The sequence below is a fragment of the Salinisphaera aquimarina genome (assembly GCF_042643355.1).
Classification (GTDB): domain Bacteria; phylum Pseudomonadota; class Gammaproteobacteria; order Nevskiales; family Salinisphaeraceae; genus Salinisphaera; species Salinisphaera aquimarina.
In genome coordinates this window covers 261027-286883 of sequence record NZ_JBHRSS010000004.1, presented here as the reverse complement: position 1 = coordinate 286883, position 25857 = coordinate 261027, and the positions used below count along the sequence as shown (strand labels likewise).

Genomic DNA, 25857 nt, shown 5'->3' with positions numbered 1-25857 from the left:
CGCCTGCCCCAAACACCCCAGTCTACCCGAACGTCAGTAGACATTGGTGCTGTGTTCGATGACATGAACCGCGCCGTTGTCGGCGCGCTCGAGCACGCTGAAAAACTGGATCTGCGCCTTGTCGACCGTGATCTGGCCGCTGGCGAGAAAATAGCTGGTGACCACGGACAGGCCCGTGGAATTGATCTGGCGACCGGCCAGGGCCGGATCCTGCAGAAACGCCTCGACGGACTGCCACGGCTCATCCTCGCGCGACTTCACCAGCGATTCGCCGGTGGTGGGCGGCAGATCCGGCGCGATCGTGGCCAGAACGGCGGCCGGTGCGGTATTGACGTTGATCGTCGTGTTCTGCGGCAGGGTACAGATATACGGCTCGAGCGCGGCATAGATTTCGGGGGTGACGCCCTTGACCAGACGCAGCTCGCTGGGACTGACCATCAGCGCATTGCCGGCTCGATAGGGCGGGGTCAGGCCGAGGTAGTAATCGTCTTCGGCCCCGTCCGGCAGGGTCGGATTGACATCCGAGTCGATCCAGTCGCGCGTCGAGGCGGCGATCGTGCTCGCGGTGACCGGGTCGGTGTCCGCGGCAAGCTCGATCAGGCGCTGGAACTGTGCCAGCACCGGGTCGTTTTCGGTGGCGCCGGTGCTCGTGATCGGGGCAATCGACGTATTCGTGTCGCCATCGCCCGTGGCCCCGGTTCCGCTCGACGCCAGATTGTTGAGGTTGAAACGGCCCTGCAGATCGATCAGGCGGCCCTTGAGCGCGCCGCCGTCGAGCGGCAGGTAATCCACCGGTTCGGCCCACGGCTCCTCGAGGCTGTCGATATCGGTCAACTGGGCATCCTGGCGCAGCAGCTTGCCGAGCCAGTTCTCGATGCCCACGGCATACCACCAGGCCTGTTCCGACTGCCAGATATTGCCGCTGCGGTGCAGGGCAAGATTCATCTGCGAGAGCATGCCGGAGCCGATGATCGCCACCAGCGCCACGATCAGCATGGCGGTGAGCAGGGCGACGCCGCGTTGCGCGCGCGCTCTCACTTGTCGGCTCCCGGGACCATGTAGAGCAGACGGACATCGCCCCAGGCCGGCGCGGTGAAGCGCAGTTCGATCGCCAGCGGCGGGTCGTACTGTGCGCTGGCGACGTCACTGGGCAGGCCGCTTGTGGCCGCGCCGGCGGCGCCGAGCCCACCGTTGGGCGGCCAGCGATCCTGCCACTGCCGGTCACTGTCCAGGAACCGCCATTCGACGTTGGAGACTTCTTCGACCAGCGTCGATTCCACCGGTACGCTGTCCTGGGCCTGATCGAGCACGCGCCAGTAGTCGCGCACCAGATTGTCGTCTTCGTCGACCCGGTAGGCGACCCGCTGCAGGCTGCTGCGGATCTCGCCGAGCGGATTGCGCCAGCCGTTGCGGGTGAATTGAATGCCGACATCGGGGCTGCCGGCGAGGGCCGGCTGGCTGTCGCCGAAGCTGTCGCGAATCGGCCGGTTGACGATCTGTTCGAGATCGTTGCCGATGCGCCAGACCGCCATTTGCATGGTCTTGCTGCGATCGAGCGCGGCGGTCACCGTTTCCCGGCTGCTGATCACCGCCGACAGGCCGCCATAGGCCATCGCCGCCATCACCACGAAGATGGCGATCGCGATCAGTAGCTCCACCAGCGTGAACCCCTGTTGCCGGTTGCGTGGGTTCACGAGCGGTCGCCTGCGGAGCGCGGATCGGCGTCCGGATCGGCATTGTTGCCGGTGGCCGGGTTGTTGACCGCATCCACGTGCTGGGTCACGAAGCCGCTGACCAGGGTGACCGACTCGTCCTGCGGTTTGCCGGTGTCCTCGTCGATACGGAATACGCGCATGTCGATACGACGCACGTCCGGGTCCGGCGATTCCTGGACATCGGCGACCCAGTGCCAGCCGATATCGGCCATGTCGACGTCGCCGTCCTGGGTGCCGGTGTCGGGCCATTGTTCGGCGATCTGGAACTCGACCAGCTGGTTGCGCGCCACCCATTGGGCGATATTGCGATCGTGGATATAACGCGCGTAGTCGGCGTAGTGCGCGCTGCTGGTGATGAAGGCGCCGAGCGCGAGGGCAAGAATCGCGGTGGCGATCAGGACCTCGATGAGGGTGAAACCGCGCTGCCGGCTCACCGGTCGACCTCGAGCCGGTCGAGGGTCAGCGTGCCGCCGGCTTCACCGGACAGATGATAGAGATGATCGACGCCATTCGCCGACAGTTCAAGCACGAACGGCACTGTCTCGCCGCTGGAGAGGAACAGCGCCTCGGGCCGGATCGCATCCTCGTCGTCGCCACCGCTGGCCAGGCGCGGGGTGTCGTCGTCCTGCTCGATCAGCGCGATCACCACCCCTTCGCTCAGCTTGCGCGCACGCAGCGGCGAGTCCGGCACGTTGATCGGCTTCCAGCCGTCATCGCCCAGGCGCAGGAAACGATAGCCGTCGCGGGTGATATCGAGCCCGATCTCGCGTCCGTAGAGGATGGCGTCGTCGGCGGCGGCACAGGTCAATGCATCAAGTCGTTTGGCTTCCGTGTCCAGTTGATCCGCCGGGCCGGTCGGGTTGAGCGACAGCGACACGAACGACATCACCACGCCGATGATGAGCACCACCACCAGCATCTCGATGAGGGTGAACCCCGCATCGCGATACCGGCGCGGATGGCGAATGCTCATTCCATGACCGGCGAGCGCCCAGATCAATTCTGGTCGAGCGTCCAGTTGCCGATATCGGCATCGGTATCTTCACCGCCCGGGCGGCCGTCGCGGCCCAGCGTATACACGTCGATCTCGCCGTGTTCGCCGGGGCTGCGGTAATGATAGACATCGCCCCAGGGATCCTTGGGGATGCGATCGAGATAACCGCCGGATTTCCAGTTGCGTGGTTCCGGCTGAGTCGTGGGTTTGTTCACGAGCGCGGCCAGGCCCTGTTCGGTGGTCGGATAACGGAAGTTGTCCAGGCGATAGAGCTTGAGGGCGCTTTCGACGGCACGGATATCCTGGCGTGCCTTGGCCACGCGGGCGGCATCCGGTCGATCGATGATATTGGGTACGACGATGGCCGCAAGGATGCCCAGGATGACCACGACGACCATGATCTCAATCAGGGTGAAGCCCCGCTGCCCGGCGCGGCGCGGGAGCGAAAGTCGCTGTAATGGCATTGGTTGTATCTCCTGGTCTGAAAGTAGTGGCGCCATCCGGATGATATCCCGGCGCATCATTTTACAAGCTGATTGAGATTGAATACCGGCAGCAGGATCGCCAGCACGATGACGAGTACGAGCCCGCCCATGATCAGGATCACCATCGGGCCGAGAATGCCCATCACGCCCTGACGCAGGGTCTCGACCTCGCGCTCCTGATGTTCGGCGGCGCGGCCCAGCATCATGTCCAGTTCGCCCGAAATCTCGCCGTTGGCGATCATGTGCAGGGTGATGGGGGGGAACAGCCGCTCACGCCCCAGCGCCCGATGAATCGCGTCGCCTTCGCGCACTCTCGTTGCAGCGCGTTTGATGGCATCGCGCATCGGCAGATTGGACACCACCTGGGCGCCGATGGTCATGGCATCGAGCGCGGGTACGCCGCTGCGTGTGAGAATCGACAGGGTCCGCGTGAAGCGGGCCGTATTGACGCCGCGCACGAAGCGTCCGATCACCGGCATCGCGAGTATGCGCCCCTGTACCGCGCGCTTGAACCCGGGGCGGCGCATGCCGTAGATGAAGGCGGTGATGCCGGCGACGAGGACGATGGCCAGCAGCCAGCCCCAGGCGATCAGGAAGTCGCTCACCGCGATCAGCCCGGTGGTCAGCGCCGGCAGATCGGCGTCCACGCTGTTGAACACCTGAACCAGGTTGGGCACGACGGTCGCCAGCAGGGCGATGACGATACCGATCGCCACCACCGACAGAAACGCCGGATAGATCATGGCCGCAAGCACCTTCTGGCGCATCGACTGCTGGTCCTCGACGTAATCGGCCAGGCCGTTGAGGACCTCGTCGATACGCCCGGACTGTTCGCCCGCGGCGGTGGTTGCACGGTAGAGCTCGTCGAAGCTGTTGGGGAAGGTGCCCAGCGCGTCGGCCAGGGTATGGCCTTCGACCACCTGTGAACGCACGCCGACGATGATCTTCTGTACCCGGTCGGAGTCGGTCTGTTCGGCGACGGCCTTGAGGGCTTCCTCCATTGGCAGGCCGGCGTGACAGAGCGTGGCCAGCTGTCGGGTGAACAGGGCGAGCTCGGTGACGCTGATGCCGCGTCCGAAGCTGAAGCCGCGTTTCTGGCCGTTGCGGCGGTCGGCAACTTCGCTGACCTCGATCGGGGTGAGGCCGCGATCGCGCAGCTGGGCGCGTATCGCGCGCGGCGCGTCGCCCTCGAGCACGCCTTTCTTTTCCCGGCCGCGTGCGTCGAGCGCGGTGTATTCGAATGCAGCCATGGAGTCGGTCTAGCCCTCTCGGGTTACGCGAAGCACTTCTTCGAGGGTGGTGTTGCCGGCCAGCACGTTTTCGCGGCCATCGGCGCGGATGCTGGGCGTGGTCTTGCGCGCATGTTTCTCCAGTGCCTGTTCCGAGACCTGCTCGTGGATGAGATTGCGCATCTCGTCGTCGACGACGACCAGTTCGTAGATGCCGGTACGGCCACGAAAACCGGACTGGTTGCAGTCTTCGCAACCGCCGGGCTTGTGCAGAGTGGGTGGATCGGCCGGGTCCATCTGCAGCAGTTCGCATTCGCGCCGATCGGCCGTATAGGGCGTTCGACAGCTCTTGCACAACGTGCGCACCAGCCGCTGGGCCATGATGCCGATGAGGCTCGAGGCAAGCAGGAACGGCTCCACGCCCATGTCGCGCAGGCGCGCGATCGCGCCCACCGCGGTGTTGGTATGCAGGGTCGAGAGCACAAGATGGCCGGTCAGCGAAGCCTGAACCGCGATCTCGGCGGTTTCGAGATCGCGAATCTCGCCGATCATGACCACATCGGGATCCTGGCGCAGAATGGCGCGCAGGCCGCGCGCGAAGGTCATGTCGACCTTGGCGTTGACCTGGGTCTGGCCGATGCCGTCGAGGTAGTACTCGATCGGATCCTCGACGGTCATGATATTACGGGTACGGTCGTTGATCCGGGTCAGGCCCGCATACAGGGTCGTGGTCTTGCCGGAGCCGGTCGGGCCGGTTACCAGCAGAATACCGTGCGGCTTGTGGATGATCTCGTCGATGCCGACCAGCGTGTCCTTGGGCATGCCCAGCTGCGGCAGATCCAGGCGGCCGGCCTGCTTGTCGAGCAGTCGCAGCACCACGCGCTCGCCGTTACCCGAGGGGATGGTCGAGACACGCACGTCCACCGGGCGCCCGGCCACGCGCACGGAGATACGGCCATCCTGTGGAATGCGCTTCTCGGCGATATCGAGCTTGGCCATGACTTTCACGCGCGAAATCAGGCGCGATGCCAGCTGACGGGGCGGGTTGAGCACTTCCCGGAGCACGCCGTCGACGCGAAAGCGTACCGTGAGGCGCGACTCGAACGGCTCGATATGAATATCGGAGGCGTTCTCCTTGATCGATTCGGTCAGCAGGGCGTTGATCAGCCGGATGATCGGGGCGTCGTCCGATGACTCGAGCAGATCCGCCGGCTCGGACAGGGCGCGGGCCGCATCGGACAGGTCCATGTCGTCGTCCATGCCCTCGACGATCTGCATGGATTCCGCGGCCTTGCCCTCGTAGTCGTTCTGCAGCAACGAATCGAACTGGATTGCCTCGACGCGCGTGACGCTCAGGGGCCGGTTGCAGTGGCGTCGAACTTCGGACAACGCGGTCTGGCTGATCGGTGTACGGCAGGTGACTTCGATCACCCCGTCACGCTCGCCGACGAGCATGATGCCGTGGCGCTTGGCGAAGGCAAAAGGCAGGCGCTCGATGCCGTTGGCGTTGAGCGGGCTGACCGTCGGCGGCGGGCTGTCCGCGACCGGTTCGAGGCTGAGTTCTTCCAGGGTTTCACTCATCATGCTCTCCTGCGGCTTTGGGCCGCCGCCCGCGATCCGATCGGCAGAAACGGTCACGACACAAGGCTATCGACTGCAGCCGCCCGATATTCAGGGCTGCCGAGGAATCATGTCCGTGACGTGCTCAGTGTCCGGCAACCCGAAGCGCTGTTCAATGGGCGCGCAGGGCCTGTTCCGGCATGTTCGCCGACCCCGATGGCGTGGGCATGACGCATCGGAGTCCTCGCTGGACGCTAGAACTGATCCCCGCGCCGCTTGCCGCTATCGCCCTGCGGCTGGTCGGCGTTATTCGGCAGGCTCTTGCCGCCGACACTGGAATCCTTGGAAAACGAATCGCTGTCCTTGTAGCGCTCGATCGGCGGCAGCTGCGGGCGCTGTTCCTCGCCCATGAGCGGGATGCCGGTCTCCGCCTGATGCTGTTGCAGGGACCGAATATAGTTGTATTTCTTGCGCGTGTAGTAGTCGGCTTCGCCGCCGCCGCGCAGAATCGTCGGTCGGATGAAGTTCAACAGGTTGCGCTTGTTCTTCTGCACCGAACGATTGGTGAACAGGGCGCCGAGGATCGGTATATCGCCCAGCAGCGGCACCTTGCTCTGGCTCTCGGTGACCTGGTCATCGATGAGGCCGCCCAGCACCAGAATCTGGCCGTCCTCGACCTCGACCGATGTGGTCAGGGTGCGGTTGTTGGTGATCAGGTCCACCGCACCGCTGGTGCTCGAGTTCTGGGCGATGCTGGATATTTCCTGGTCGATGGTCAGCTGAATCGTGTTGCCGGCGCTGATCTGCGGGGTGAAGCCGAGGGTCAGACCGACATCCTTGCGCTCGACCGTGTTGAACGGGTTGACCACGCCGTTCACGCCGCCGCCGGAGTTATTGTTGGTATAGCTGCCGGTGACGAACGGGACTTCCTGGCCGACCTTGATCTCGGCTTCCTCGTTGTCGCGCGTGATCAGCGAGGGCGTGGACAGCACATTGGTGTTGGTGTTGCTCGACAGCGCATTCACCAGGATCGCGAAACTGGTGCCGCCGTCGCTGATCTTGCCGAGCGCCACGTTCAGGCCGTTCTGGATCAGGCTGAGCGGGGTGCCGTCCAGGGCGAGCGAGGGAATCGCGTTGAGCGTCTGGTCATCGAGGATGCTCGCTGCCGCCGGGCCGTTGTCGTCGAAGGCGGCGACGTTGACGCCCAGTGCGCGCGAACGGGTCAGGCTGATCTCGGCGATGATCGCTTCCACCAGTACCTGACCACGCCGGATATCGAGTTGATCGATGACCTTGCGGATCTGCTGCATGACGTCGGCCGGCGCGGTGACCACCAGCGCATTGGCCGCGGGCTCGGCGATCACGCTCACACCGTCGCTGCGGCCGCCGGCGCGCGCGGCCGCGGTGCCGCCGCTTGCTGCCGCGCCTGAACCGCCGGTACTGGAACTGCTGGATGACGCGCCCCGGCCGTCGGCGTAGTTCTGCAGCACGGGTGCCAGCGATTCGGCGTCGGCGTAATCCAGATAAATCACCTGGGTGCCGCCGGTCTGCTCGGTTTCGGTATCCAGATCGGCGATGATCGCGCGCAGGCGCAGTCGTTCCTGCTTGCCGCCGCTGATGATCACGCTGTTGGTGCGCTCATCTGGAATGACGGTGAAATTGCCGGCCGCGGCATTACCGCTGGCGCCTGCCTTGAGCTGATCGACGACCCGCGCCACTTCCTGGGCGTTGGCGTACTGCAGACGGATACTTTCCACGTTCTGCACGCCGTTGCGGTCTATCTTGGCCACGATCTCGGCCAGACGCTGGGCGTTGGCCTCACGATCCGAGACGATCAACGTATTCGAGGCCGAGTAGGCAGCCAGGTGGCCGTACTGAGGCACCAGCGGCCGCAGTATCGGCACCAGCTGGTCGGCCGGCACATTATTGACCGCGATCACGCGGGTGACGATATCTTCGCGCGTGCTCGCGCCACGACGCCCGAAGCCGCCGTCCTGCTTGGCATTGATCTGCGGGATGATCTTGGTGACCTCGCCCGACGGCACCGCGGCAAAGCCGTGCACTTCGAGTACCGAGAGGAAGGTTTCATAAAGCTGATTGGGCGTCATCGGCTCGTTGGAGAGCACGGTCACGTCGCCCTTGACGCGCGGATCGACCACGAAATTTCGGCCGGTGACTTCGCTGACCGTGGCGATCAGGGTGGTGATGTCGGCGTCCTTGAGATTCAGCGTGAACGAGTCGCCGTCATTGGTCGGCGCCTGGGCCATCGCAGTGGTAGCAAACACAAGTGCCCAGACAAGGCAGCAGAACCGGCGCAGGGCGATAGCTGTCATTAGAAGTTCACGGTTACGGTACGTTGTTGGCCGTCGCGCTCGAGCGTGACCGAGGCGCTGCTGGCCTGTGCCAGATTACCCAGGAGCTTGAGCGACGCGGCCGGATTGTTCAGCGGCTGGCCGTTGACGGCCGTCACCAGTTCACCCGGTTTGAGGCCGGCCTTCTCGAAAAGCCCCCGGTCGGCCCCAGGATAGATCCGGTAGCCCACGAGGTTGCCGTTTTGTCGTTCGGGCTGCAAGCGGATATATCGGGACGCGGTGGCCGGATTGGCGAGAATCTTCTGGCGGACATCGCCCAGATCCTCGGCGATCTCGCTCGATACTGCCTGGGTACGCTTGACGCCGCTCAGCGCCTTGGCCTGTTTGACGCTCTCGAGCGTGAGCGTCTCGAAACGCCCGCTGCGGTCGAGAATGACCCGATTGGCGTAGATGGCATGCAGTTTCACGCCATTGGTGACGTCGTCGTCGACGGAGAAACTGTCCTGTTTCTTGCGGCCGGTTTCTATCAAGGCTCGCGAGCGGCGTCCGTTGGACTCCGACACGATGCCGGTGAGGGTCAGATTCAACCGTGTTTCCGGGGCATTGATGATTTCGCGCTGCTGGGCGTCCGCATCGGTGACCGTCTGTTCACCGAACAGATGCGCGCTGGCTATGGTGTCGACATTGATGCTCTGATCGGCGGTATCGCTGCTGGCGCCGGTCGTCGCGGGTACCAGTTCGGTATCGCTGACCGGCCAGACCAGCCAGAAAAGCCGGGCGGCGGACAACGCAATGAGAACCACCAACACGAGGTTGGCGATTTCGGGCAGGCGGGCGAGCCAGCGCTGCGCATCGCGTGAGAGTTCAACGGCCATGGGGCGGAGTCTACCCCAGACAAGCCGGCTTGCGGTCAACGGTTGGCGACGCGAAGGCAGCGTGGTTTGCCGCATGCCGGGTGCGAGTTAGACTTGCAGGGTTATTGCCCCCTTCGTGTCTGCATGTACCTGCGCTACTACGGTTTCAAAGATTACCCGTTTTCGGTCACTCCGGATCCGGCATTCCTGTATCTGAGCGCCAGCCACCGCGAGGCCCTCGGGCACCTGCTCTACGGTACCGGCGAGCACGGCGGCTTCGTGGCTTTGATCGGCGAGGTCGGCACCGGCAAGACCACGTTGATAAGGGCGCTTGTCGACAACGACACGCCGGATCTCGATATCGCCCTGTGCTGGAATCCGCATCTGGAGGTCAAGGAGTTCGTGGCCACGATCTGCGATGAACTGGGGGCAAGCTATGATCCGCAGGCCGGGAACTCGCTGAAGAATCTGGTCGATTGTCTCAACCGTCATCTGCTGGCGACCCATGCCGACAACCGGCGTACCGTACTGATCATCGACGAGGCCCAGAACCTGAGCAGCGGCGTGCTCGAACAGCTGCGGCTGCTGACCAATCTGGAAACGCACAAACACAAGCTGATGCGCATCATCCTGGTGGGGCAGCCGGAACTCGACGACCTGCTTTCACGGCATGATCTGCGCCAGCTGGCCCAGCGGATCACCGCCCGTTTCTGGCTCAAGCCGCTGGATACGCCGGAAACACGGGCCTACGTACAGCATCGCCTGAAACTTGCCGGTGGCTCCCAGCATCTGTTCACGCCACTGTCGCTGCTGTGGTTGCGTTTATGCACGAAAGGTATTCCGCGACTGATCAACATGGTCTGCGAACGCGCGCTGATGGGCGGCTATGCGCATGCGAAGTCGCGTATCGGCCTCGGCATGCTGCTGCGCGCGTCCAGTGAAACATTGCCGCGCCGCCGCAAGCGCCGTTGGGTACGGGTTGCGGTGCCGGCGCTGGCGCTCGTGCTGGTGGCGGCGGTCGGCGTGCTCGTCTGGTATCCGGGCATACAGCTGAGCCGTGCCGCGGAGTGGATCCATCGCGACAACGACACGCCGGTGGATACAGATGTAGCCGCCTCGCCGGACGCTGAAAACCAGTCGCCGAGCGGAGAGGGCACGCCGGCCGAGGTCGATATCGCGGACGCCGACGGTGCCATCGATTCGGCGAGCCCGGATACCGACGTGGTCAGCGACGGCGCCGGCACTGCGACAGCGGACGCGACCGCGCCCGCCGGCGGTATTCCCCCGGGCGATGCGGATATCAGCCAGTTGTTGCGCCTGTGGGGGGTGTTCGGGTCGCAGGTGCAGACCAATTGTGGCGCCTTGAGGGTGGGCGATCTGCGCTGCCTGTCCGACCGGGGCAGCTTCGCCATGGTCGAGCGCTACAATCGGCCGGCTTTGTTCACCATCCAGCGCGACGGCAAGCGTCAGAAAGTCCTGTTGAGTTCGCTCGACAAGGACAGTGCCACGCTGGTGGGCGGAGACGGCACCCGGCGTGTGCCACGCGCGGAGTTGGCGCGCCTGTGGACCGGCCAGTTCGAGGTCGTCTGGCGCTCGGATTCCGGGGTCAGCCTGATCCAGCCGGGCGCCGTGGGTGACGCCGTGGTCTGGCTTCGTCGGCGCCTGGCCCGGGCGGACGGCAAGAATCCGAATACCGACCTGGGCCCGCCTTCACCCGTGTATGACGACCGGCTGGAAGCCGAGCTCAAGCATTTTCAGCTCGTTCACGGACTCGAGCCCGATGGCATGGCGGGCCCGCGCACGCAGATGATGCTCAACGGAGCAGTCGCGACACCGGGGTCGCCCGCGCTCAAAACAGTGGAAGAGTAGATGTCCTATCTCGTCGACGCGCTGAAGAAAGCCGAACGCGAGCGCCACGAACAGCGTGGCGCCGATATGCGGACCCTGTCGGCGGGCGATCCGGAGGGCGGGGCGGGCACGGCGGGAAGCCTGCTTCGCTGGGTGGTGATTGCGCTGGTGGCATGCAATCTGGGTCTGCTGCTTTATTTCACCCTGCCCGGCGAGGGCAGGTCGGTAGATGAAACGCGCGCCGACGTGACGACTGCTGCCGCCGACGATATGGCCCCGGTCGCAGCCAGCACGGCGCGCAACCCGGCGCCCGCGCCCGCTGCGGCGCCGGCTCAGACTGCGGTGCAGCCGCGGCCGAGCACACCGCCGCCGGTGGCAGATCGCAATGATCGTGGGTTCGGCAGCCTGCGACTGTCGGACGATCCCCTGCCATCGCGTGGCCGCGTCACCTATTCGCAGTCGCCGCTTGACGACAGCTCCACCTTCTCGGCCTCCAATCAGGAAAATGCGCCGGCAATGGAGGACATGGGCGGCGCCGTGCCGCAGGTGACGATCAACGGTCATCTCTACAGCAGCGTGCCCGGCCGCAGTTTCATCCTGGTCAACGGGCGGCGTTATCACGAAGGTGAACGGCTGGCCGCCGGGCCTGCCGTCGAAAGCATCGACGCCAAGGGCGCGACACTCAACTATCGCGGCCAGCGTTACCAGGTGAGAGGGCCGGGCTGATGCACGGAGTGCGCCGTCGACTCTCCGCACTCGCAACCCGGACAGCGTATTTTCCTCGGCGCCGGTGGCTATTGATTGCGGTATGGCTGATCGGTGCATCGTTCGGTGCACCGCAGGCTTCGGCAGACAGCGTACGCTGCGGCGGCAAGCTCGTTCAGAACGGCGACCCGGCGATCGTTGTGCGCAATGCCTGTGGCGCGCCGAATTTCGTCGATCCCTGGATCGGGGGCGCGGGTGCGGGCTACGGCGCGGCCTTTTCGATGGAAGAGTGGACCTACAACCGGGGTCCGGGCCGCCTGTTGCAGATCATGATCTTTCGCAACGGCGAACTCTACCGTATCCGCGACGGCGGTTATGGCTTCGCGGAAGGCGGGCCCACGTCCTGTCGGCCCAGCGATATTGCCCGCGGTATCAGCAAATACCGGCTGCTCGCCGCCTGCGGCGAGCCGGCACAGCGCACCGTCGTTGGTTTCATCTACAGCAACCGAGGACGCACCGCCAACGGCGATTACTATCTGCGTCGTGGCGTGGTGCCGGTCTATCGGGAACGCTGGATCTACAACTTCGGCGGCAACAGGTTGCTGCGCGAGGTGACGCTGGAAAACGCGGTCGTGGTGGAGACCGATACGCTGGACCGGGGTTTCGACGAATAGCCAGTGGGCGCCACGCCTGTGTCCGGCGTTGGAGGCGCACGATCCTGCAGCTTGCCTGCGAGTGATTCGCGAATCCCGAAAACGGCACCTCGCGTTTAACAAAGCCCCCGACGCCGTAACGCTGGGGCTTTGACCGTCTTCCGCCGAAATCGGCCGAGTGCTACGTGGCTAGCGCGCGTTCTCCAGCGGCTGGAACGCGGCGTCGTTCATGTCCAGCGGCTCGACGCCTTCGCGCGTGGCGAGAAATTCCGGCCGCGGCTTATGGCCGCAATAGGGCTCGTTGAGCGTGTTGTCTATGCTGTTGTAGACAAAGAACAGGTTGGAACGCGGCCAGGGCGACATGTTCTTGTTCGAGGCATGCAGGGTGTTGCATTCGAACAGCAGCAACGAGCCGGGCCGGCCCTTGGGCGCGACGATGCCGCCACGCTCGGCCAGCCACGCGAGGTCATCCTGCTCGGGTACGCCCACGCGCTGGGCCTTGAGCGAATCCTTCCAGTTGGCGTCGGGCGTGGGCTCGATCGCCGGCACGAAATAATGATGCGAGCCGGGGATGAGCATCAGCGGGCCGTTGAACTCGTTATTGTCGGTGAGCATGAGCGAGGCGCTGATCGCGCGCATACGCGGCATGCCGTCCTCGGCGTGCCAGGTTTCGAAATCCGAGTGCCAGTTGAAGCCGCTGCCCTGGAAACCGAACTTGTCATTGATCCGCGACTGATGGATGTACACATCGCCGCCGAGCAGCTGGCGCACCATGCCGAGTATGCGCGGATCGCGCGTCAGTTCCGAAAAGCGTTTCGAAATCTTGTGCATCGCGAACACCGAACGCAGTTCGTCGGCTTCGGGGTCCTTGATTACCTGCTTCGAGTTCATCAGCGACGTGTCCTGGGCCATGTCGCGCAGTTCATCGAAGAACGGCTGGACCCGTTCCTGGGAGAAGAAGCCGTCGAACCACAGAAAGCCGTCCCGCTCATAACGCGAGAGCGCTTCTTCGCCGAGCGGCCCGTCCCAGCGGTTCTGATTGCGGTTATGCACGACCGGATCCAGCCGCGGGAACATGGTCTTCTTCTCGCCGCTGCGGGTCGGATAGGAATCGCTCGATTGTCTTGCTTTCGTCATCACAAAAGTTCCTTCACAGTTCTGATGTAAAGATGTCGGCGACCGCGGCAGTCATACGGCGCGGTCAATTCGCAGCGAAGCTAACATTGCGCTCCATCCTCGTGACCCCGAAAAACTACGGATCACAGGGTTGGCGATTGCGCAGGCGGGCGCGCGCTCAGGCCATGACCCCCGCCTGCGCACAATGGCCGCAGCAGTAGTAGCGGTTCTTGTCCTCGGTTCCGTGCCCCAGGATGCGACAACCGCAAGTGGCACAGGTAGGGGCGAGCGTGTGGGCGGCACATTCGAAGGAATCGAACGTATAGCGTTGGCCGCCCATTTCGACGATGAAAGCCTTGTCGTAGTCGTTTCCGCAGCAATCACATTGAGCCATCTGTTCCTCCATCCGTGGTCATGACAGGTCGGTTTGCCGCCGTGACCTGTCTGTCGCAGCGATTCGCTGGGCAGTCGTTGTATTCCATCGCGCGTCATCAACGCCTGCCGGCAATGGTTTCGCCGGGCCCGAAGGTGGCGGGCGATGAAAGAAGAGGCGTTCAACCCCCAGTTTCATGTCTATTCGTGAGGTGTGATTCACCAGCTCCTTCGCCGCATTGGTTCAACCTCTTGTCCAGCCTAATGGTTGATTCCAGGCGGATAAACAGGGCGCTACGCCAGTCGGTTCAGGATATTCCCTAGCCGTTGCGTGTTCGCCGGATCGCCCGCGGGCCCCGGCCACACCGGCTTTGCAATCACGGCCGCCGAGCGCAGCGGGCCGCCATCGCGGGATCTACGTGCTCTCACTTATTTCATGGCCCGGTCGTGGCTCTTAGCATCGGCCGCGATGTTTTTCGAGGAGCGGCTGTGGTGATGAACGACGAAAACGCATTGATCCGCGAGCAGGCTTTCATCGGTGGTCGCTGGATCGGCGGTCAGGCGTGGCGCGACGTCGTCGATCCGGCGACCGCAGACCGCATCGGTCGGGTGCCGGATCTGGATGACGCCACAATCGACGCGTCGGTGGACACCGCGTTCGCGGCCTTCGGCCGTTGGCGCGACACATCCGCGATCGAGCGCGCCAATCGGCTGATGGCCTGGTACGAGGGCATGTGCCGTCGCCGTGAAGCGCTGGCCCGGTTGATGACCTACGAGCAGGGCAAACCGTTGGCCGAGGCCCGCGGCGAGGTGGATTATGCGGCCAGTTTCCTGCGCTGGTTCGCTGAAGAGGCGCGGCGAGCGAGCGGCACCACGATACCGTCGGAAGATCCGCACGTGGCGCTGGGAACCGTACGAGAGCCGGTCGGTGTGGCCGCGATCATCACACCCTGGAATTTCCCGATGGCGATGATCACCCGCAAGGTGGCCGCGGCACTGGCGGCCGGCTGCACAACCGTGGTCAAGCCCGCCAACGAGACGCCGTTCTGCGCGCTGGCATTGGCCGCACTGGCCGAAGAGGTCGACCTGAACAACGGCGAGTTCAACGTGGTCACCACCACCGGCAAGCGTTTTTCGGAACGTGTCTGTGCCGACACGCGCGTGCGGGCACTCTCGTTCACCGGGTCGACCCCAGTAGGGCGGCAGCTGTTGCGCGACAGTGCCGATACGGTAAAACGCGTGGCCATGGAACTGGGCGGGAACGCGCCCCTGATCGTATGCGAAGACGCCGATCTGGGCACCGTCGTCGAGGCGGCCGTCGCGGCCAAGTTCCAGACCAGCGGCCAGGACTGCGTCGCCGCCAACCGGCTGTTCGTCCACCGCTCGATCTACGAGCCGTTCGTCGAACGCTTCAGTGAGCGCATGAACGCGATGGCCGTGGGCAGCGGTTTTGACGAAGCCAATGAAATCGGGCCCTTGATCCATGCGGACGCGGTGCAAAAAGCGCAGTCGCTGATCGAGGACGCCCGCGACAAGGGCGCGCGTATCATCGGCAGGGATCAGACGGACGCGCCGGGCGCGCATTTCTTCATGCCCACCGTCGTAGCCGATTTCACGGATACGATGCGGGTATCGACAGAAGAGTCCTTTGCGCCGGTCGCGCCGATCCGTGCGTTCGATGACGACGACGAGGTCATTGCCGCGGCGAATGCGACCGAACACGGCCTGGCCAGCTATTTATTCACCCACGCCGATGCGCGTATTCGCAAGTTCATGCGATCGCTGGAATACGGCATGGTGGGCGTCAACACCATGGATATCACCGGCCCGCATGTGCCGTTCGGCGGCATCAAGCAATCCGGCCTGGGTCGCGAAGGCGCCCATGTCGGCATGGACGAATATCTGGAGACCAAGTACTACTGCATCGGCGGTGTACCGCCCCGGTGATCGCTGTCGCAGTCGCAACAGCGGGTGCGCGATCGCTCCGCGCTAGGCGGTGAACAGGGTGCTCAGGTCGTCCGGCAGTTCGAACGTGACGTTCTCGATCTCATTCTCGCGTACGGCCTGTTGCAGTGTCTGGGCAACCGCCCTTGCCAACTGCCGGGCCGTGTCGTGATCTATTTCGGTGCGGGCCACCAGTTGTTCGAGGAAATCGTCGAGCGCAATCGTCTTGCCGCGCATATGATTTTCCGTGCCGCCGGCGGCGGCCGCGTCGCCGAGCGCGTCCGGCAGTTGAGCGGAGAGACGCTCGGTTTCCGCCTGCGAAAGATGCTCGCACAGCGCACGCACGGTGATCAGGCACACATCGTGCGCGGCCACGGGATCAAGCTCGGGGCATCGCGCGCTCACGCGTGCGACGAAGGTGTCAGTTTGCATAAGCCGAATGGTCTCGAGGATTGTGGCCCCGCTCGTTTAACTTCGAGATATTGCCCCGGCGCTCAGGTTGGCGTCGATAAGTGAAAGTCCTGAGCCACGGCAAGAGTGCGGCCTGCTATTCGTCGCGAACGGGGCTGCCCGCGACCCCGCGTGCCACGTAGTCGAGCAGAAGATCCGGGCACACCGGTTTGCGCAGCATGGCTAGCACGCCCTCGGCCTTCGCCATTCGGGTCTCTTCCGCCGAGGCGTCGCCGCTTAGCATGACGATGGCCGTGTGCCGGATACGTCGGCAGAGGATTTTTTGCAGTTCAAGGCCGCTGCACCCGGGCAGGTGGATATCCACCAGGAAACAAAGAGGCTCGGGCGGAAGCGGCGCGTCGAGCATGGCCTCGGCGCTGGCATAGCATAGCGGGCTGTAGCCGGCGCTTCTCATCAGCAACTCGGCGGCGTACCGCTGCTCGCCGTCGTCCTCGACGATGACGACGCTGGGCGTCGCACGATGTTCGCTATCCGTCGAGTAACCGCGCATAAGTCCGGTACCTGTCGTGGAGAAATTGGCGCTGCGAACCCCTTTTTTCTTGCTACGACGAATACTTACAATTGTCACGCGCGCAGACTGAAACCGGGATACGTATTATTACGGAGTAGCCCGCCTGAAACGCGCTGTTACCGTTACTAAGCCTAGAACTATTACTAGATCGGCGGACAGGGGTCTGACATGAGAGCACTGATTCACGTAATCGACGACGATCCGGATATTCGAGATTCGATTGGTTGCTTGCTGTCGTCAATCGATCTCGACTTTGTTTGCTACGCCAACGCCAACGCATTTCTCGACGCGCCCAACACCGGCCAGCCCGGCTGTATTCTCATGGACCTGCGCATGCCGGACATGAGCGGCCTGGAATTACAGCGCCTGTGCGCGACGCGGCCACAGCACAAGCCGGTAATCTTTCTGACCGGCCATGCCGATGTGGATGCGTCGGTGTGTGCAATGCAGCAGGGGGCCATAGAGTTCTTGACCAAACCGGTGAACGACGAGTTGTTGCTGCAGAAGGTTCGCGAGGCGGTTGCGCTCAACCGTGAACAACAGGTCGAGGCCAATCGGCACGCCTCGATCATCGCTCGTATCGTGCTGCTCAGCCCGCGCGAGCGCGATGTGCTCAACGGAATATTCGACGGCTGCTCGAACAAGCGCATCGCACAACGGCTGGGGATCAGTCCCAAGACCGTCGAACTGCACCGCGCCAATGTGATGCGCAAGATGCACGCCGACTCGCTCGCGTCGCTGGTGCGCATGTGCATGGAAGTCCGCGATGCGTTCGACTTCGACGCAGGCGATCGACTCGATGAGCAGGCGAAGGCGTCCTAGCTTGCGAGGAAAGGGTTGCGACGACTGCGCGATCGATGGGCTAGCCGAGACGCCCCGCATTGTCTGTCGAGTGGCGCCGACGAAGATGATCGCCCTGTGCTCGGCTGCGTAGACGATTACCGATTGGATCGTCGATTCGTTTACCTGGGCGCACTTTGATCGCTCCCGGTGTGCTCGTCATCGACGTGCTCGCCGTCGATTGTCGGCAGTTCCAGGAAAAAAGTGGCGCCGTTGCCGTCGCTCGACTCGGCCCACAGCGAGCCACCGTGGTTTTCGGCGATGCTGCGGCCGAGGGCAAGGCCCAGCCCCATGCCTTCGAGCTTGGACGTATAGAAGGTGTCGAAGATGCGGCCGATCTTGTCGGCCGGTATCCCGTCGCCTGAATCGGTCACCGATATCCGCACACGGCCATCATCCCCCGAGATAGCGGTACCGATGGTCATGATCCGCGCATCGCGAGGCACGGCATCCATCGCTTCATAGCCGTTGATCAACAGGTTCACGATGACTTGCTCGAGCTGTACCGAGTGGCAATGCGTGCGCGGCAGTGGCGTATGCAGGTTCAAACGGCGATCGATATTACGTTCGCGCGCCATGCCTTCGGTGAGGGATAGCGCACTATGCACCAGCGTGTTGAGATCGGTATCCGCCGCGCCTTCATCGCTGCGGCCGACGAAAGTCCGGGTGACATCGACGATATTATTAGCACGCGATACCTGATCGGCGATCTTGCGCAGCACCGGCACGATCTGGTCGGTGGGCTTGTCCGCGTGCAGCATTCGCATGAGCGCACCCGCAAAGTTATTGATGGCCGACAGCGGCTGTCGCATGTCGTGGGCCAGCGTGCTCGACATCTCGCCTATGGTGGCCATGCGTTGCAACATGACCAGGCCGGATTGACGCGCCATGCGGTCCGTATCACGGCGCGCAGCATGGGTAACGTCTACCATCAATGCGTAGTAGCCGAGCACGTTACCATCGACTGCATGTGGCACGTAACTGATATCGATGGTGCGTGTGTCGCCGGCAGGGTGGTCGAGGACCAGGTTGCCGCTCACCAGATTGCCCGATAGCGCCGAGCGGGTGGCGTGCTCCTGACTGGCGGCGGCCTGTGGGCCTATGAAGTCACTCAGGTTGCGGCCGACGACGTTTTCGGCGTCCAGTTTGAACCAGTCGTTGAACATGCGGTTGCTGAAGCGGATCTCGTGCTCGCTATCGACATAGACCAGCATCTGCGGCAGCGCGTCGGCCAACAACTGCAGTTGGGCGCGCGCGCGCCGACTGCGCAGCTCGATTTGCTTGGCTTCGGTGATGTCGTAGTCGATACCGATCCAGCGCACCGGCCGGCCCTCGCCGTCGCTGATCACCCGGCTCTGGCTGGAAAACCAGCGGATGCCGCCGTTCCGGTGGCGCGCGCGATATTCGATAACGGGCTGTTCTCCGATTTTCAGTGTCCGCACCTGTTGAAACAGGACGCGGTCCTCGGCAGCGATACGTTCGTGCCAGCTCGCCAGTGAATTGGGCAGCTGCTTGTCGTCGAAGCCGAGCAGTCCTTTCAGGCGCGCGGAGATATAGACGTGATCGGTCGCGGTGGCGGAGTGCGGATCGACGGTCATGTCCCAGATTCCGCCGTTGATGGTGCCCAGCGCCAGGTCCAGCCGTTGTTCGCTGTCCTGGGTGGCCTGCGCGGCCTGTTTGAGCGCATTGATATCGGTAAACGTGATCACCACGCCTTCTATGCTGTTCACGCGTGTGCGGTAGGGCAGCACACGGCGCAGATACCAGCTGCCATCGGTGGCCTCGATCTCGCGTTCGCGGATCGACAGCTCCTCGAGTACCCGGTCGGCGTCATCGAGCAGCTCGGCATCGTCGAACTTGAAGGTGATATCACTCAACGGCCGCCCGACATCGGAGTCGATCACGCTCAACAGTGCCTTGACGGTCGGTGTGAAGCGTTTGATACAAAGGGAGCGATCCAGAAACAGGGTGGCCATCTGGGTGCCGGAAAACAGGTTGTGCAGGTCGTTGTGGGCGGTTTCCAGTTCCTCGAGCTTGTTCTCCAGTTCGCCGTTGACGGTGGTGAGTTCCTCGTTGACCGACTGCAGTTCTTCCTTGGAGGTTTCCAACTCCTCGTTGGAGGACTGCAGTTCCTCGTTCATCGACAGTATTTCTTCGTTGGAGCTTTTCAGGTCTTCATTGGAGGCTTCCAGAGCCTGAATCGTACTGTTGAGATCGTGTCGAGTGGCGTCGAGCTCGTCCGAAAGCTGGCGCTCGAGGGTGTTTTCGCCAGTCGAGCGGTCGAGCGCCGGAACGTGTGCGACCACGGGTTCGAATATGACCAGCATCAGGCCGTGGGCGCAATCGGGCCGGTGCAGGGGGCGCGCGGTGATCGTGAGTGATCCCGCGTCGTCGGTCTTGAGCGCCGCATTCACCTTGACCATCCGGTCGTCGCGAAAGGCGCGGTGGGTCGCGGCCCGGACCGCGCTGCGATACGCGCTGTGCACCATCTCCATGAGCGCTAGCGAGGACTGGCCGAAGGGCAGCGACAGGTAATCGCCGGTCGGGCCGTAGCCGCACAGTATCTCGAGCTTTCGGTTGATCAGCACGGCTGCCGGCACATGGTCCTGCAGCAACACATCGCGCGCAATACCCTCGACATCGTCGTCCGGCGGCGGGTGCTGGGCCGGGCGTGGCTCCAACGACCCGCGGCGGGGCGACCGGGTCGGGAACGCCGAATCCAGACGGTTGCGCTGCTTGGGCCCGATACGTCGGAACAGCCTTTGTTCCTTGACCACGGTTTCGAACAGGTCGACCTGCCCGCCGACGGTTTCCGCATTGCCCAGCAACAGAAAGCCGTCGTTCTTCAGCGCGAAATGGAAACTGCCGAGCACGCGCCGCTGCATGCTGGGTTGCATGTACATCAGAAGATTGCGGCAGCTGACCAGATCGAGCGATGAATAGGGCGGATCTTCAGTGACGTTCTGGATCGCGAATACGACACGCTCACGCAGACTTGGCTTGATCTGGTAGTGATGATCCATTCTGTCGAAAAATGTACGCAGCCGCTGTTCGGAGACCACAGTGGCAATCGCTTCCGGATAGACGCCGGCCCGGGCGAATTCGAGCGCGCGCCGGTCGATATCGCTGGCGAATACCGTGAACTGATGGTTGGTGCCGATAGCGGCGATTGCCTCCGCTACGCAGATGGCCACGGAATAGGCTTCCTCGCCGGTGGCGCAGCCCGGTATCCAGATGCGCAGCGGGTCGTTCGTCTTGTGCTCGTCCAGCAGCGGTTCGATCACCGTCTTTTTCAGCGTTTCGTAGGTGGCCGGGTCGCGGAAGAACTCGGTGACGCTGATCAAAAAATCCTGGCCCAGGCGCTCGCATTCAGCGGAATCGGCGTTCAGCAGTTCCAGGTATTGTGGGAGGCGGCGAATCCCGTTCATGCCCATGCGCCGGCGGATACGGCGCTTGAGCATGGCCGGCTTGTAGTGCGCAAAATTATGGTTGCGCTCGCGCGACTGTAGTACTGCCAGTACCTGATCGAGGGCATCGTCGGCCACGGCGCCGGCATCGTCGTCGGCACTGTCGGCGCCGAAATTCAGCCGCAGGTGATTCTCGAGCGGGGCCACGAGTTCGACGGTGTCGAGCACGTAATCCGGCAATGCGGCTTCGATGGCCGTACGCGGCATGCCGTCGTGCAATGCATTGATCGGTTCCTGGACCATGGTCAGGCCGCCCATGGCTTTGATCGCCTTGAGGCCGAGGGCGCCATCGCTGCCGCTGCCCGAGAGGATGATGCCGACCGCCGACGTCCCTTTTTCGCGCGCCACGTTCTGCAGGAATTCGTCGATCAACCCGGTCATCGCGCTGTGGCGTTCGTCCGAATAAAGCCGCAGGGTGTCACCGTCGAGCGTGAGCCGTTGGCCGGACGGTATGACGTGCACGCGGTCGGCCTCGAGCGTCATGCCGTCCTCGATCGCGACGACATCCAGTTTTGTCGCGTTGCCCAGGATCTCGTCCAGGTGGGAGCGCTGCTTGGGCGCCAGATGCAGCAGGACCACGAACGCCGCACCGGTATCCGGCGAGAGCGCGCGAAACAGCGTCTGCAACTGCTTGAGACCGCCAGCCGACGCGCCGACGATCACGACGGGTAGCGATGCGCCGGGCGGCTCGTGGGCGGAAGGTAATTCGATTCGGCTCATGAGTGTGCAGCAGGTGGGAAAATCGCGGGTCGACGTGGACCAGCCGACACTCAAGCATAGACCAAAAAAACTCCGCCGGAGCGGGGGCCGAATCATCTCTTCGAGATGGGAAGAAACAAGGAGCAGGCACAAGCGGCTGTCGGGTTGGGCTGGAGGGCATCGGCGGCCGATAGCCAAGCGGTTTATCCGTTACCTGCCCCTGATTAAGATCTGTGCGCCTGATCGAGAGGTGAACCAAGCTGTCGAGAAACGCTGCACGAAAGGTCTGAGTTGATGCATGGCGAATTTGCCCGGCGCGTCCTCGAGCGCTGTCACCGTCCGGCATGCGTAGGCAACGGGAAGATAGCTACGCAGGCATGGTTTCGCGAGAGGCCTGCGGTGTGACGGGCTGTCGTCGGGGTGGCTGCTTGCGTCACGGTCGCCCGCGATCAGCACAAGCGGCTGGGAGGGTGCCCGGCAGGGTGTCGCTCGAAACCGTTCCACGACCGCGGCGGCCGGCGCGGCCGACACCGGAGACATATACATATGCGCGCCGCCATCGGCGTTTGCGGCGAACCACAGGGTCATGCCGGGCGGCCGCGCGGCGTGCATGTAAGCGCTTTCGAACATCAGCCGGATGCGCTTGTCATCGTGACGAGCCAGCGCGTCGGCGCTCAACGCCAGCTCGAACCAGGGCGTCTGTTCATGTCGGTGCACGCTGATGTCGGCAAGTTCCCGCGCGCCGCGACCGAACATGTCCGTGTCCGTCCAGAAATATACGCCGTTGCGTTGGGCGAAACCGAGCGCGCCGGGTGGGGCGGCGATGTCGGACGTTCGCAGTCTTAGCCCCTGCGAGTTTTCCGGTATCTCCGGGTCCAGTTCCAACGACCCCAGGTTTCCCCATTCCTCGCAGCGCAATCGCAACGGGCTTCGCTGCGCGGCGCCAGCCATGTTTCGCCGCCCAGCATGTATTTCACGCCTTTCGGTGGCTGCGGCTCAATCCTTGCCAAGACTTTCATTGTGGACCTCCGCGATATGAAGCAACGCGGCAATCGGCGCCCTGCGGCGGGCGACGCCATCCAGCGACATGGGCCATTCCCGCCGGCCGTCGCCGTGCTCCTGTAACGGCTGACCTGTATTGAACCATCGCCACGCGGGCGCGCCCATCCGTCGAGTCACGAGTTGAAATAGGGAAAAATGCTAGCGAACCGTTTCCGCGGATACCGGCTAGTCGGCTTAGACAGCGTTCGACAAGAGGGGCGATGCACCCAGAGGCGGGCCCTGCATCGCTATGGCGGGTGGCTTGCCCGCCTTTCGCGCGCGGCGAACGTAGCCATATGCCGAGCGCGCGAAAACGCCGCACGGACAATAATCCGTAGGGATGTGGGAGAAGAAGTGCTGGAGAGCCGAGGACAGTGCGGGAGGTGTCGTTCACGTGTCCATGAACGAGTGGCTCCCCGGGACGGGCTCGAACCGCCGACCTAGTGATTAACAGTCACCCGCTCTACCAACTGAGCTACCGGGGAACTGTCTCTCGGCTGAGGTTCGCCGCCTAAGCAGCGAGGCCGCGTATGCTATTGGAACAAGTGGAACTTGGCAAGCCATCCGGCCGTATTTTGCGTGCCTGATCAGCGACCCGGGCGGATGCGGGTCGGCTGGAGTCGTCACGGTGCATCTTCAGGGCCCGTAGTGGGCGTAGAGTGCGGCTTGCAATTCGTGGAATCGCGCCAAACATTATCGCCATGACAGAAGCGTTCAAATTGAAGGCCGATTGGGAACCCGCCGGCGATCAGCCAGCGGCGATCAAGGGGCTGCTGGAAGGTCTCGACGACGGTCTGGCGCATCAGATTCTGCTGGGCGTCACCGGTTCCGGCAAGACCTTCACCATGGCCAATGTTGCCATGCAGGCCGGGCGGCCGATGCTGATCATGGCGCCGAACAAGACGCTGGCGGCGCAGCTCTACGGCGAAATGAAGGAGTTCTTTCCGGACAACGCTGTCGAGTATTTCGTCTCCTATTACGATTATTACCAGCCCGAGGCCTATGTGCCGTCGTCGGATACCTTCATCGAGAAGGATTCGTCGATAAACGACCATATCGAGCAGATGCGGCTGTCGGCGACCAAGGCGCTGATGGAGCGCCGCGACACGATCATCGTGGCCTCGGTGTCGGCGATCTACGGTCTGGGCGATCCGAAAGCCTATTTTTCCATGGTCCTGCATCTGGACGAGGGCGATCGCATTGGCCAGCGCGATATCGTCACTCGACTGACCGAGTTGCAGTACAAACGCAATGACGTCGCGCTCGAGCGTGGTACCTACCGGGTTCGCGGCGAGACCATCGATGTGTTTCCCGCCGAGGCCGAGGAAGAGGCGGTGCGTATCGAACTGTTCGACGACGAGGTCGAGCGGCTATCGTACTTCGACCCCTTGACCGGCACCGTGAGCCGCAAGGTGCCGCGCCTGACGATCTACCCGAAGACGCACTACGTGACGCCGCGCGAACGCATGCTCGGTGCCATGAGCCTGATCAAGGCGGAGATGAAGGAGCGGGTGCAGTACTTCCAGTCGGTCGGCAAGCTGCTGGAGGCCCAGCGCATTGAACAGCGCACGTTGTTCGATCTGGAGATGATTAACGAGATCGGCTTCTGCTCGGGCATCGAGAACTACTCGCGTTATCTGTCCGGACGCGAACCGGGCGAGCCGCCGCCGTGCCTGCTCGATTATCTGCCGGACGACGCCATCATGGTGCTCGACGAGTCGCATGTGACCGTGCCCCAGATCGGCGGCATGTACAAGGGCGACCGGGCGCGCAAGGAAACACTGGTGGAGTACGGCTTCAGGCTGCCGTCCGCCATGGATAACCGGCCGCTGCGCTTCGATGAATTCGAACGCATGGCGCCGCAGCTCATTCATGTGTCCGCCACCCCTGGCAAGTACGAAACGGAGTTCGCCGACAACACGGTCGAGCAGGTGGTGCGGCCGACCGGCCTGGTCGATCCACAGATCGAGATTCGCCCAGCCACCAACCAGGTCGACGATCTCCTCTCGGAGATTCGAGTGGTCGTGCCGCGCGGGCATCGCGTGCTGGTGACCACGCTCACCAAGCGCATGGCCGAGGATCTCACCGATTATCTGCATGAGTCCGGCGTGCGCGTGCGCTATCTGCATTCGGATATCGATACGGTGGAGCGCAGCGAGATCATCCGCGACCTGCGCCTGGGCGAATTCGATGTGCTGATCGGCATCAACCTGCTACGCGAGGGCCTGGATATTCCGGAGGTCGCGTTGGTGGCGATTCTCGACGCCGACAAGGAGGGCTTCCTGCGCGCCGATCGCTCGCTGATACAGACCGTAGGCCGCGCCGCGCGCAACGTGGACGGTCGCGCCGTGTTCTATGCTGACAAGATGACCGGCTCCATGCAGCGCGCCATCGACGAGACCGAACGTCGACGCGAAAAACAGATCGCCTTCAACGAAGCGCACGGCATTACTCCGAAGACGATCGAGAAAGCGGTGGGCGACGTCATGCGCCACGGCTACGAGGACTACAGCGAGGTCAAGGAACGCAAGAAAGTCGCCGAGATCGGCGTCGACTATGCGCGCATGAAACCGGGGCAGCTGGCCAAGGAAATCGACAAGCTCGAAAAACAGATGTTCAAGCACGCCGAGAATCTCGAATTCGAGCAGGCCGGACGGCTGCGTGACCAGATTGCCAGGATCCGCGAGAACGCATTCGAGCTGCCGGCCAAGACCGGATGAACCTCGCAAGGGAATCCCTGATTGAATCGTCACGGTCGCGCCGGAGTGCTTTGCGCGTGGCTGGCAAGGAATGGTGAGCGTAGCGTGCTCATTGCACGGTAGCGAGCCATGACGCCGTCCAGGCGCGCGCAAAGCCCCGGCCCTGAAGGGGTTTGGCCCCCTTGAAAATCAACGAAGCGCGCCGCTACGGGGTTGCCGGGCTGGGTCCGGGCCTTGTAGATAATGGGGCCCGGACGCGGCGCCCGGCGCCTTGTATCGACGCCTTTTGGGACTCAAACGCGATCCGCGAGGATTCGATCAGAGGTTCCCAAGGCACAACAC

General features: G+C 63.3%; 21 protein-coding genes and 1 tRNA gene. 6 read left to right on the top strand and 16 right to left on the bottom strand.

Going from position 1 to position 25857, the window contains the following annotated elements:
• Positions 1 to 33 precede the first annotated feature (33 nt).
• The 9 genes from gspK to gspC all read right to left on the bottom strand — a co-directional run bounded on the left by gspK (position 34) and on the right by gspC (position 9170).
• A complete protein-coding gene (gspK, locus tag ACFOSU_RS11690; protein WP_380689788.1) occupies positions 34 to 1038 on the bottom strand; it encodes a type II secretion system minor pseudopilin GspK in 1005 nt (334 codons plus the stop codon).
• The gene (gspJ, locus tag ACFOSU_RS11685; RefSeq protein ID WP_380689786.1) at positions 1035 to 1694 is read right to left on the bottom strand and encodes a type II secretion system minor pseudopilin GspJ; all 660 of its coding nucleotides are present in this window, start codon (positions 1692 to 1694) and stop codon (positions 1035 to 1037) included. Before gspJ ends, gspK begins: the two co-directional genes overlap by 4 nt.
• A complete protein-coding gene (gene gspI / locus ACFOSU_RS11680; protein ID WP_380689784.1) occupies positions 1691 to 2149 on the bottom strand; it encodes a type II secretion system minor pseudopilin GspI in 459 nt (152 codons plus the stop codon). Before gspI ends, gspJ begins: the two co-directional genes overlap by 4 nt.
• Positions 2146 to 2688: a type II secretion system minor pseudopilin GspH gene (gene gspH, locus ACFOSU_RS11675; protein WP_380689782.1), complete on the bottom strand. Its 543-nt coding sequence runs from the start codon at positions 2686 to 2688 to the stop codon at positions 2146 to 2148. The genes gspI and gspH overlap by 4 nt, the downstream gene beginning before the upstream one ends.
• 23 nt (positions 2689 to 2711) lie before the next feature.
• Positions 2712 to 3173 (bottom strand): type II secretion system major pseudopilin GspG, encoded by a 462-nt coding sequence (gene gspG / locus ACFOSU_RS11670; RefSeq protein ID WP_380689780.1) that lies wholly within the window; start codon positions 3171 to 3173, stop codon positions 2712 to 2714.
• A 56-nt stretch (positions 3174 to 3229) separates the two neighbouring features.
• Complete coding sequence (gspF, locus tag ACFOSU_RS11665; protein ID WP_380689778.1) at positions 3230 to 4444, bottom strand: type II secretion system inner membrane protein GspF; 1215 nt, start codon at positions 4442 to 4444, stop codon at positions 3230 to 3232.
• Positions 4445 to 4453: 9 nt separating this feature from the next.
• Positions 4454 to 6004 (bottom strand): type II secretion system ATPase GspE, encoded by a 1551-nt coding sequence (gspE, locus tag ACFOSU_RS11660; protein ID WP_380689776.1) that lies wholly within the window; start codon positions 6002 to 6004, stop codon positions 4454 to 4456.
• A 233-nt stretch (positions 6005 to 6237) separates the two neighbouring features.
• Positions 6238 to 8316, bottom strand: coding sequence for a type II secretion system secretin GspD (gene gspD, locus ACFOSU_RS11655; RefSeq protein ID WP_380689774.1), 2079 nt, complete (start codon positions 8314 to 8316; stop codon positions 6238 to 6240).
• Positions 8316 to 9170 carry a type II secretion system protein GspC gene (gene gspC, locus ACFOSU_RS11650; protein ID WP_380689772.1) on the bottom strand — a complete coding sequence of 285 codons (855 nt, stop codon included), beginning with the start codon at positions 9168 to 9170 and terminating at the stop codon, positions 8316 to 8318. Before gspC ends, gspD begins: the two co-directional genes overlap by 1 nt.
• Before the next feature lie 123 nt (positions 9171 to 9293).
• Here gspC and ACFOSU_RS11645 point away from each other — a divergent pair, with 123 nt between their 5' ends.
• From ACFOSU_RS11645 to ACFOSU_RS11635, 3 genes are all read left to right on the top strand, one after another.
• A complete protein-coding gene (locus tag ACFOSU_RS11645; RefSeq protein ID WP_380689770.1) occupies positions 9294 to 11018 on the top strand; it encodes an ExeA family protein in 1725 nt (574 codons plus the stop codon).
• The gene (locus ACFOSU_RS11640) at positions 11019 to 11723 is read left to right on the top strand and encodes a general secretion pathway protein GspB (RefSeq protein ID WP_380689768.1); all 705 of its coding nucleotides are present in this window, start codon (positions 11019 to 11021) and stop codon (positions 11721 to 11723) included.
• Positions 11724 to 11794: 71 nt separating this feature from the next.
• Positions 11795 to 12376 carry a DUF2845 domain-containing protein gene (locus tag ACFOSU_RS11635; RefSeq protein ID WP_380689766.1) on the top strand — a complete coding sequence of 194 codons (582 nt, stop codon included), beginning with the start codon at positions 11795 to 11797 and terminating at the stop codon, positions 12374 to 12376.
• A 168-nt stretch (positions 12377 to 12544) separates the two neighbouring features.
• Here the strand turns inward: ACFOSU_RS11635 and thpD are convergent, their stop codons facing one another.
• The gene (gene thpD / locus ACFOSU_RS11630; protein ID WP_380689764.1) at positions 12545 to 13492 is read right to left on the bottom strand and encodes an ectoine hydroxylase; all 948 of its coding nucleotides are present in this window, start codon (positions 13490 to 13492) and stop codon (positions 12545 to 12547) included.
• Between the two features lie 157 nt (positions 13493 to 13649).
• Complete coding sequence (locus ACFOSU_RS11625) at positions 13650 to 13865, bottom strand: hypothetical protein (RefSeq protein ID WP_380689762.1); 216 nt, start codon at positions 13863 to 13865, stop codon at positions 13650 to 13652.
• 473 nt (positions 13866 to 14338) lie between these two features.
• On the opposite strand from ACFOSU_RS11625, the gene ACFOSU_RS11620 reads away from it, so the two are divergent.
• Positions 14339 to 15790, top strand: a complete 1452-nt coding sequence (locus ACFOSU_RS11620; RefSeq protein WP_380689760.1) for an NAD-dependent succinate-semialdehyde dehydrogenase — start codon at positions 14339 to 14341, stop codon at positions 15788 to 15790.
• Positions 15791 to 15832: 42 nt separating this feature from the next.
• Here the strand turns inward: ACFOSU_RS11620 and ACFOSU_RS11615 are convergent, their stop codons facing one another.
• On the bottom strand, positions 15833 to 16219 hold the full coding sequence (locus ACFOSU_RS11615) for a DUF2267 domain-containing protein (protein WP_380689758.1): 387 nt from the start codon (positions 16217 to 16219) through the stop codon (positions 15833 to 15835).
• Between the two features lie 115 nt (positions 16220 to 16334).
• Complete coding sequence (locus ACFOSU_RS11610; RefSeq protein WP_380689756.1) at positions 16335 to 16748, bottom strand: response regulator; 414 nt, start codon at positions 16746 to 16748, stop codon at positions 16335 to 16337.
• A 189-nt stretch (positions 16749 to 16937) separates the two neighbouring features.
• On the opposite strand from ACFOSU_RS11610, the gene ACFOSU_RS11605 reads away from it, so the two are divergent.
• A complete protein-coding gene (locus ACFOSU_RS11605; protein ID WP_380689754.1) occupies positions 16938 to 17591 on the top strand; it encodes a response regulator transcription factor in 654 nt (217 codons plus the stop codon).
• Positions 17592 to 17731: 140 nt separating this feature from the next.
• On the opposite strand, the gene ACFOSU_RS11600 is transcribed toward ACFOSU_RS11605, so the two are convergent.
• The 3 genes from ACFOSU_RS11600 to ACFOSU_RS11590 all read right to left on the bottom strand — a co-directional run bounded on the left by ACFOSU_RS11600 (position 17732) and on the right by ACFOSU_RS11590 (position 23301).
• Positions 17732 to 21796, bottom strand: coding sequence for a CheR family methyltransferase (locus ACFOSU_RS11600; RefSeq protein ID WP_380689752.1), 4065 nt, complete (start codon positions 21794 to 21796; stop codon positions 17732 to 17734).
• 189 nt (positions 21797 to 21985) lie between these two features.
• Positions 21986 to 22726, bottom strand: a complete 741-nt coding sequence (locus ACFOSU_RS11595) for a hypothetical protein (RefSeq protein ID WP_380689750.1) — start codon at positions 22724 to 22726, stop codon at positions 21986 to 21988.
• 499 nt (positions 22727 to 23225) lie between these two features.
• Positions 23226 to 23301 (bottom strand) — tRNA-Asn (locus tag ACFOSU_RS11590).
• A gap of 216 nt (positions 23302 to 23517) precedes the next feature.
• Here ACFOSU_RS11590 and uvrB point away from each other — a divergent pair.
• Complete coding sequence (gene uvrB, locus ACFOSU_RS11585) at positions 23518 to 25536, top strand: excinuclease ABC subunit UvrB (RefSeq protein ID WP_380689748.1); 2019 nt, start codon at positions 23518 to 23520, stop codon at positions 25534 to 25536.
• Positions 25537 to 25857 lie beyond the last annotated feature (321 nt).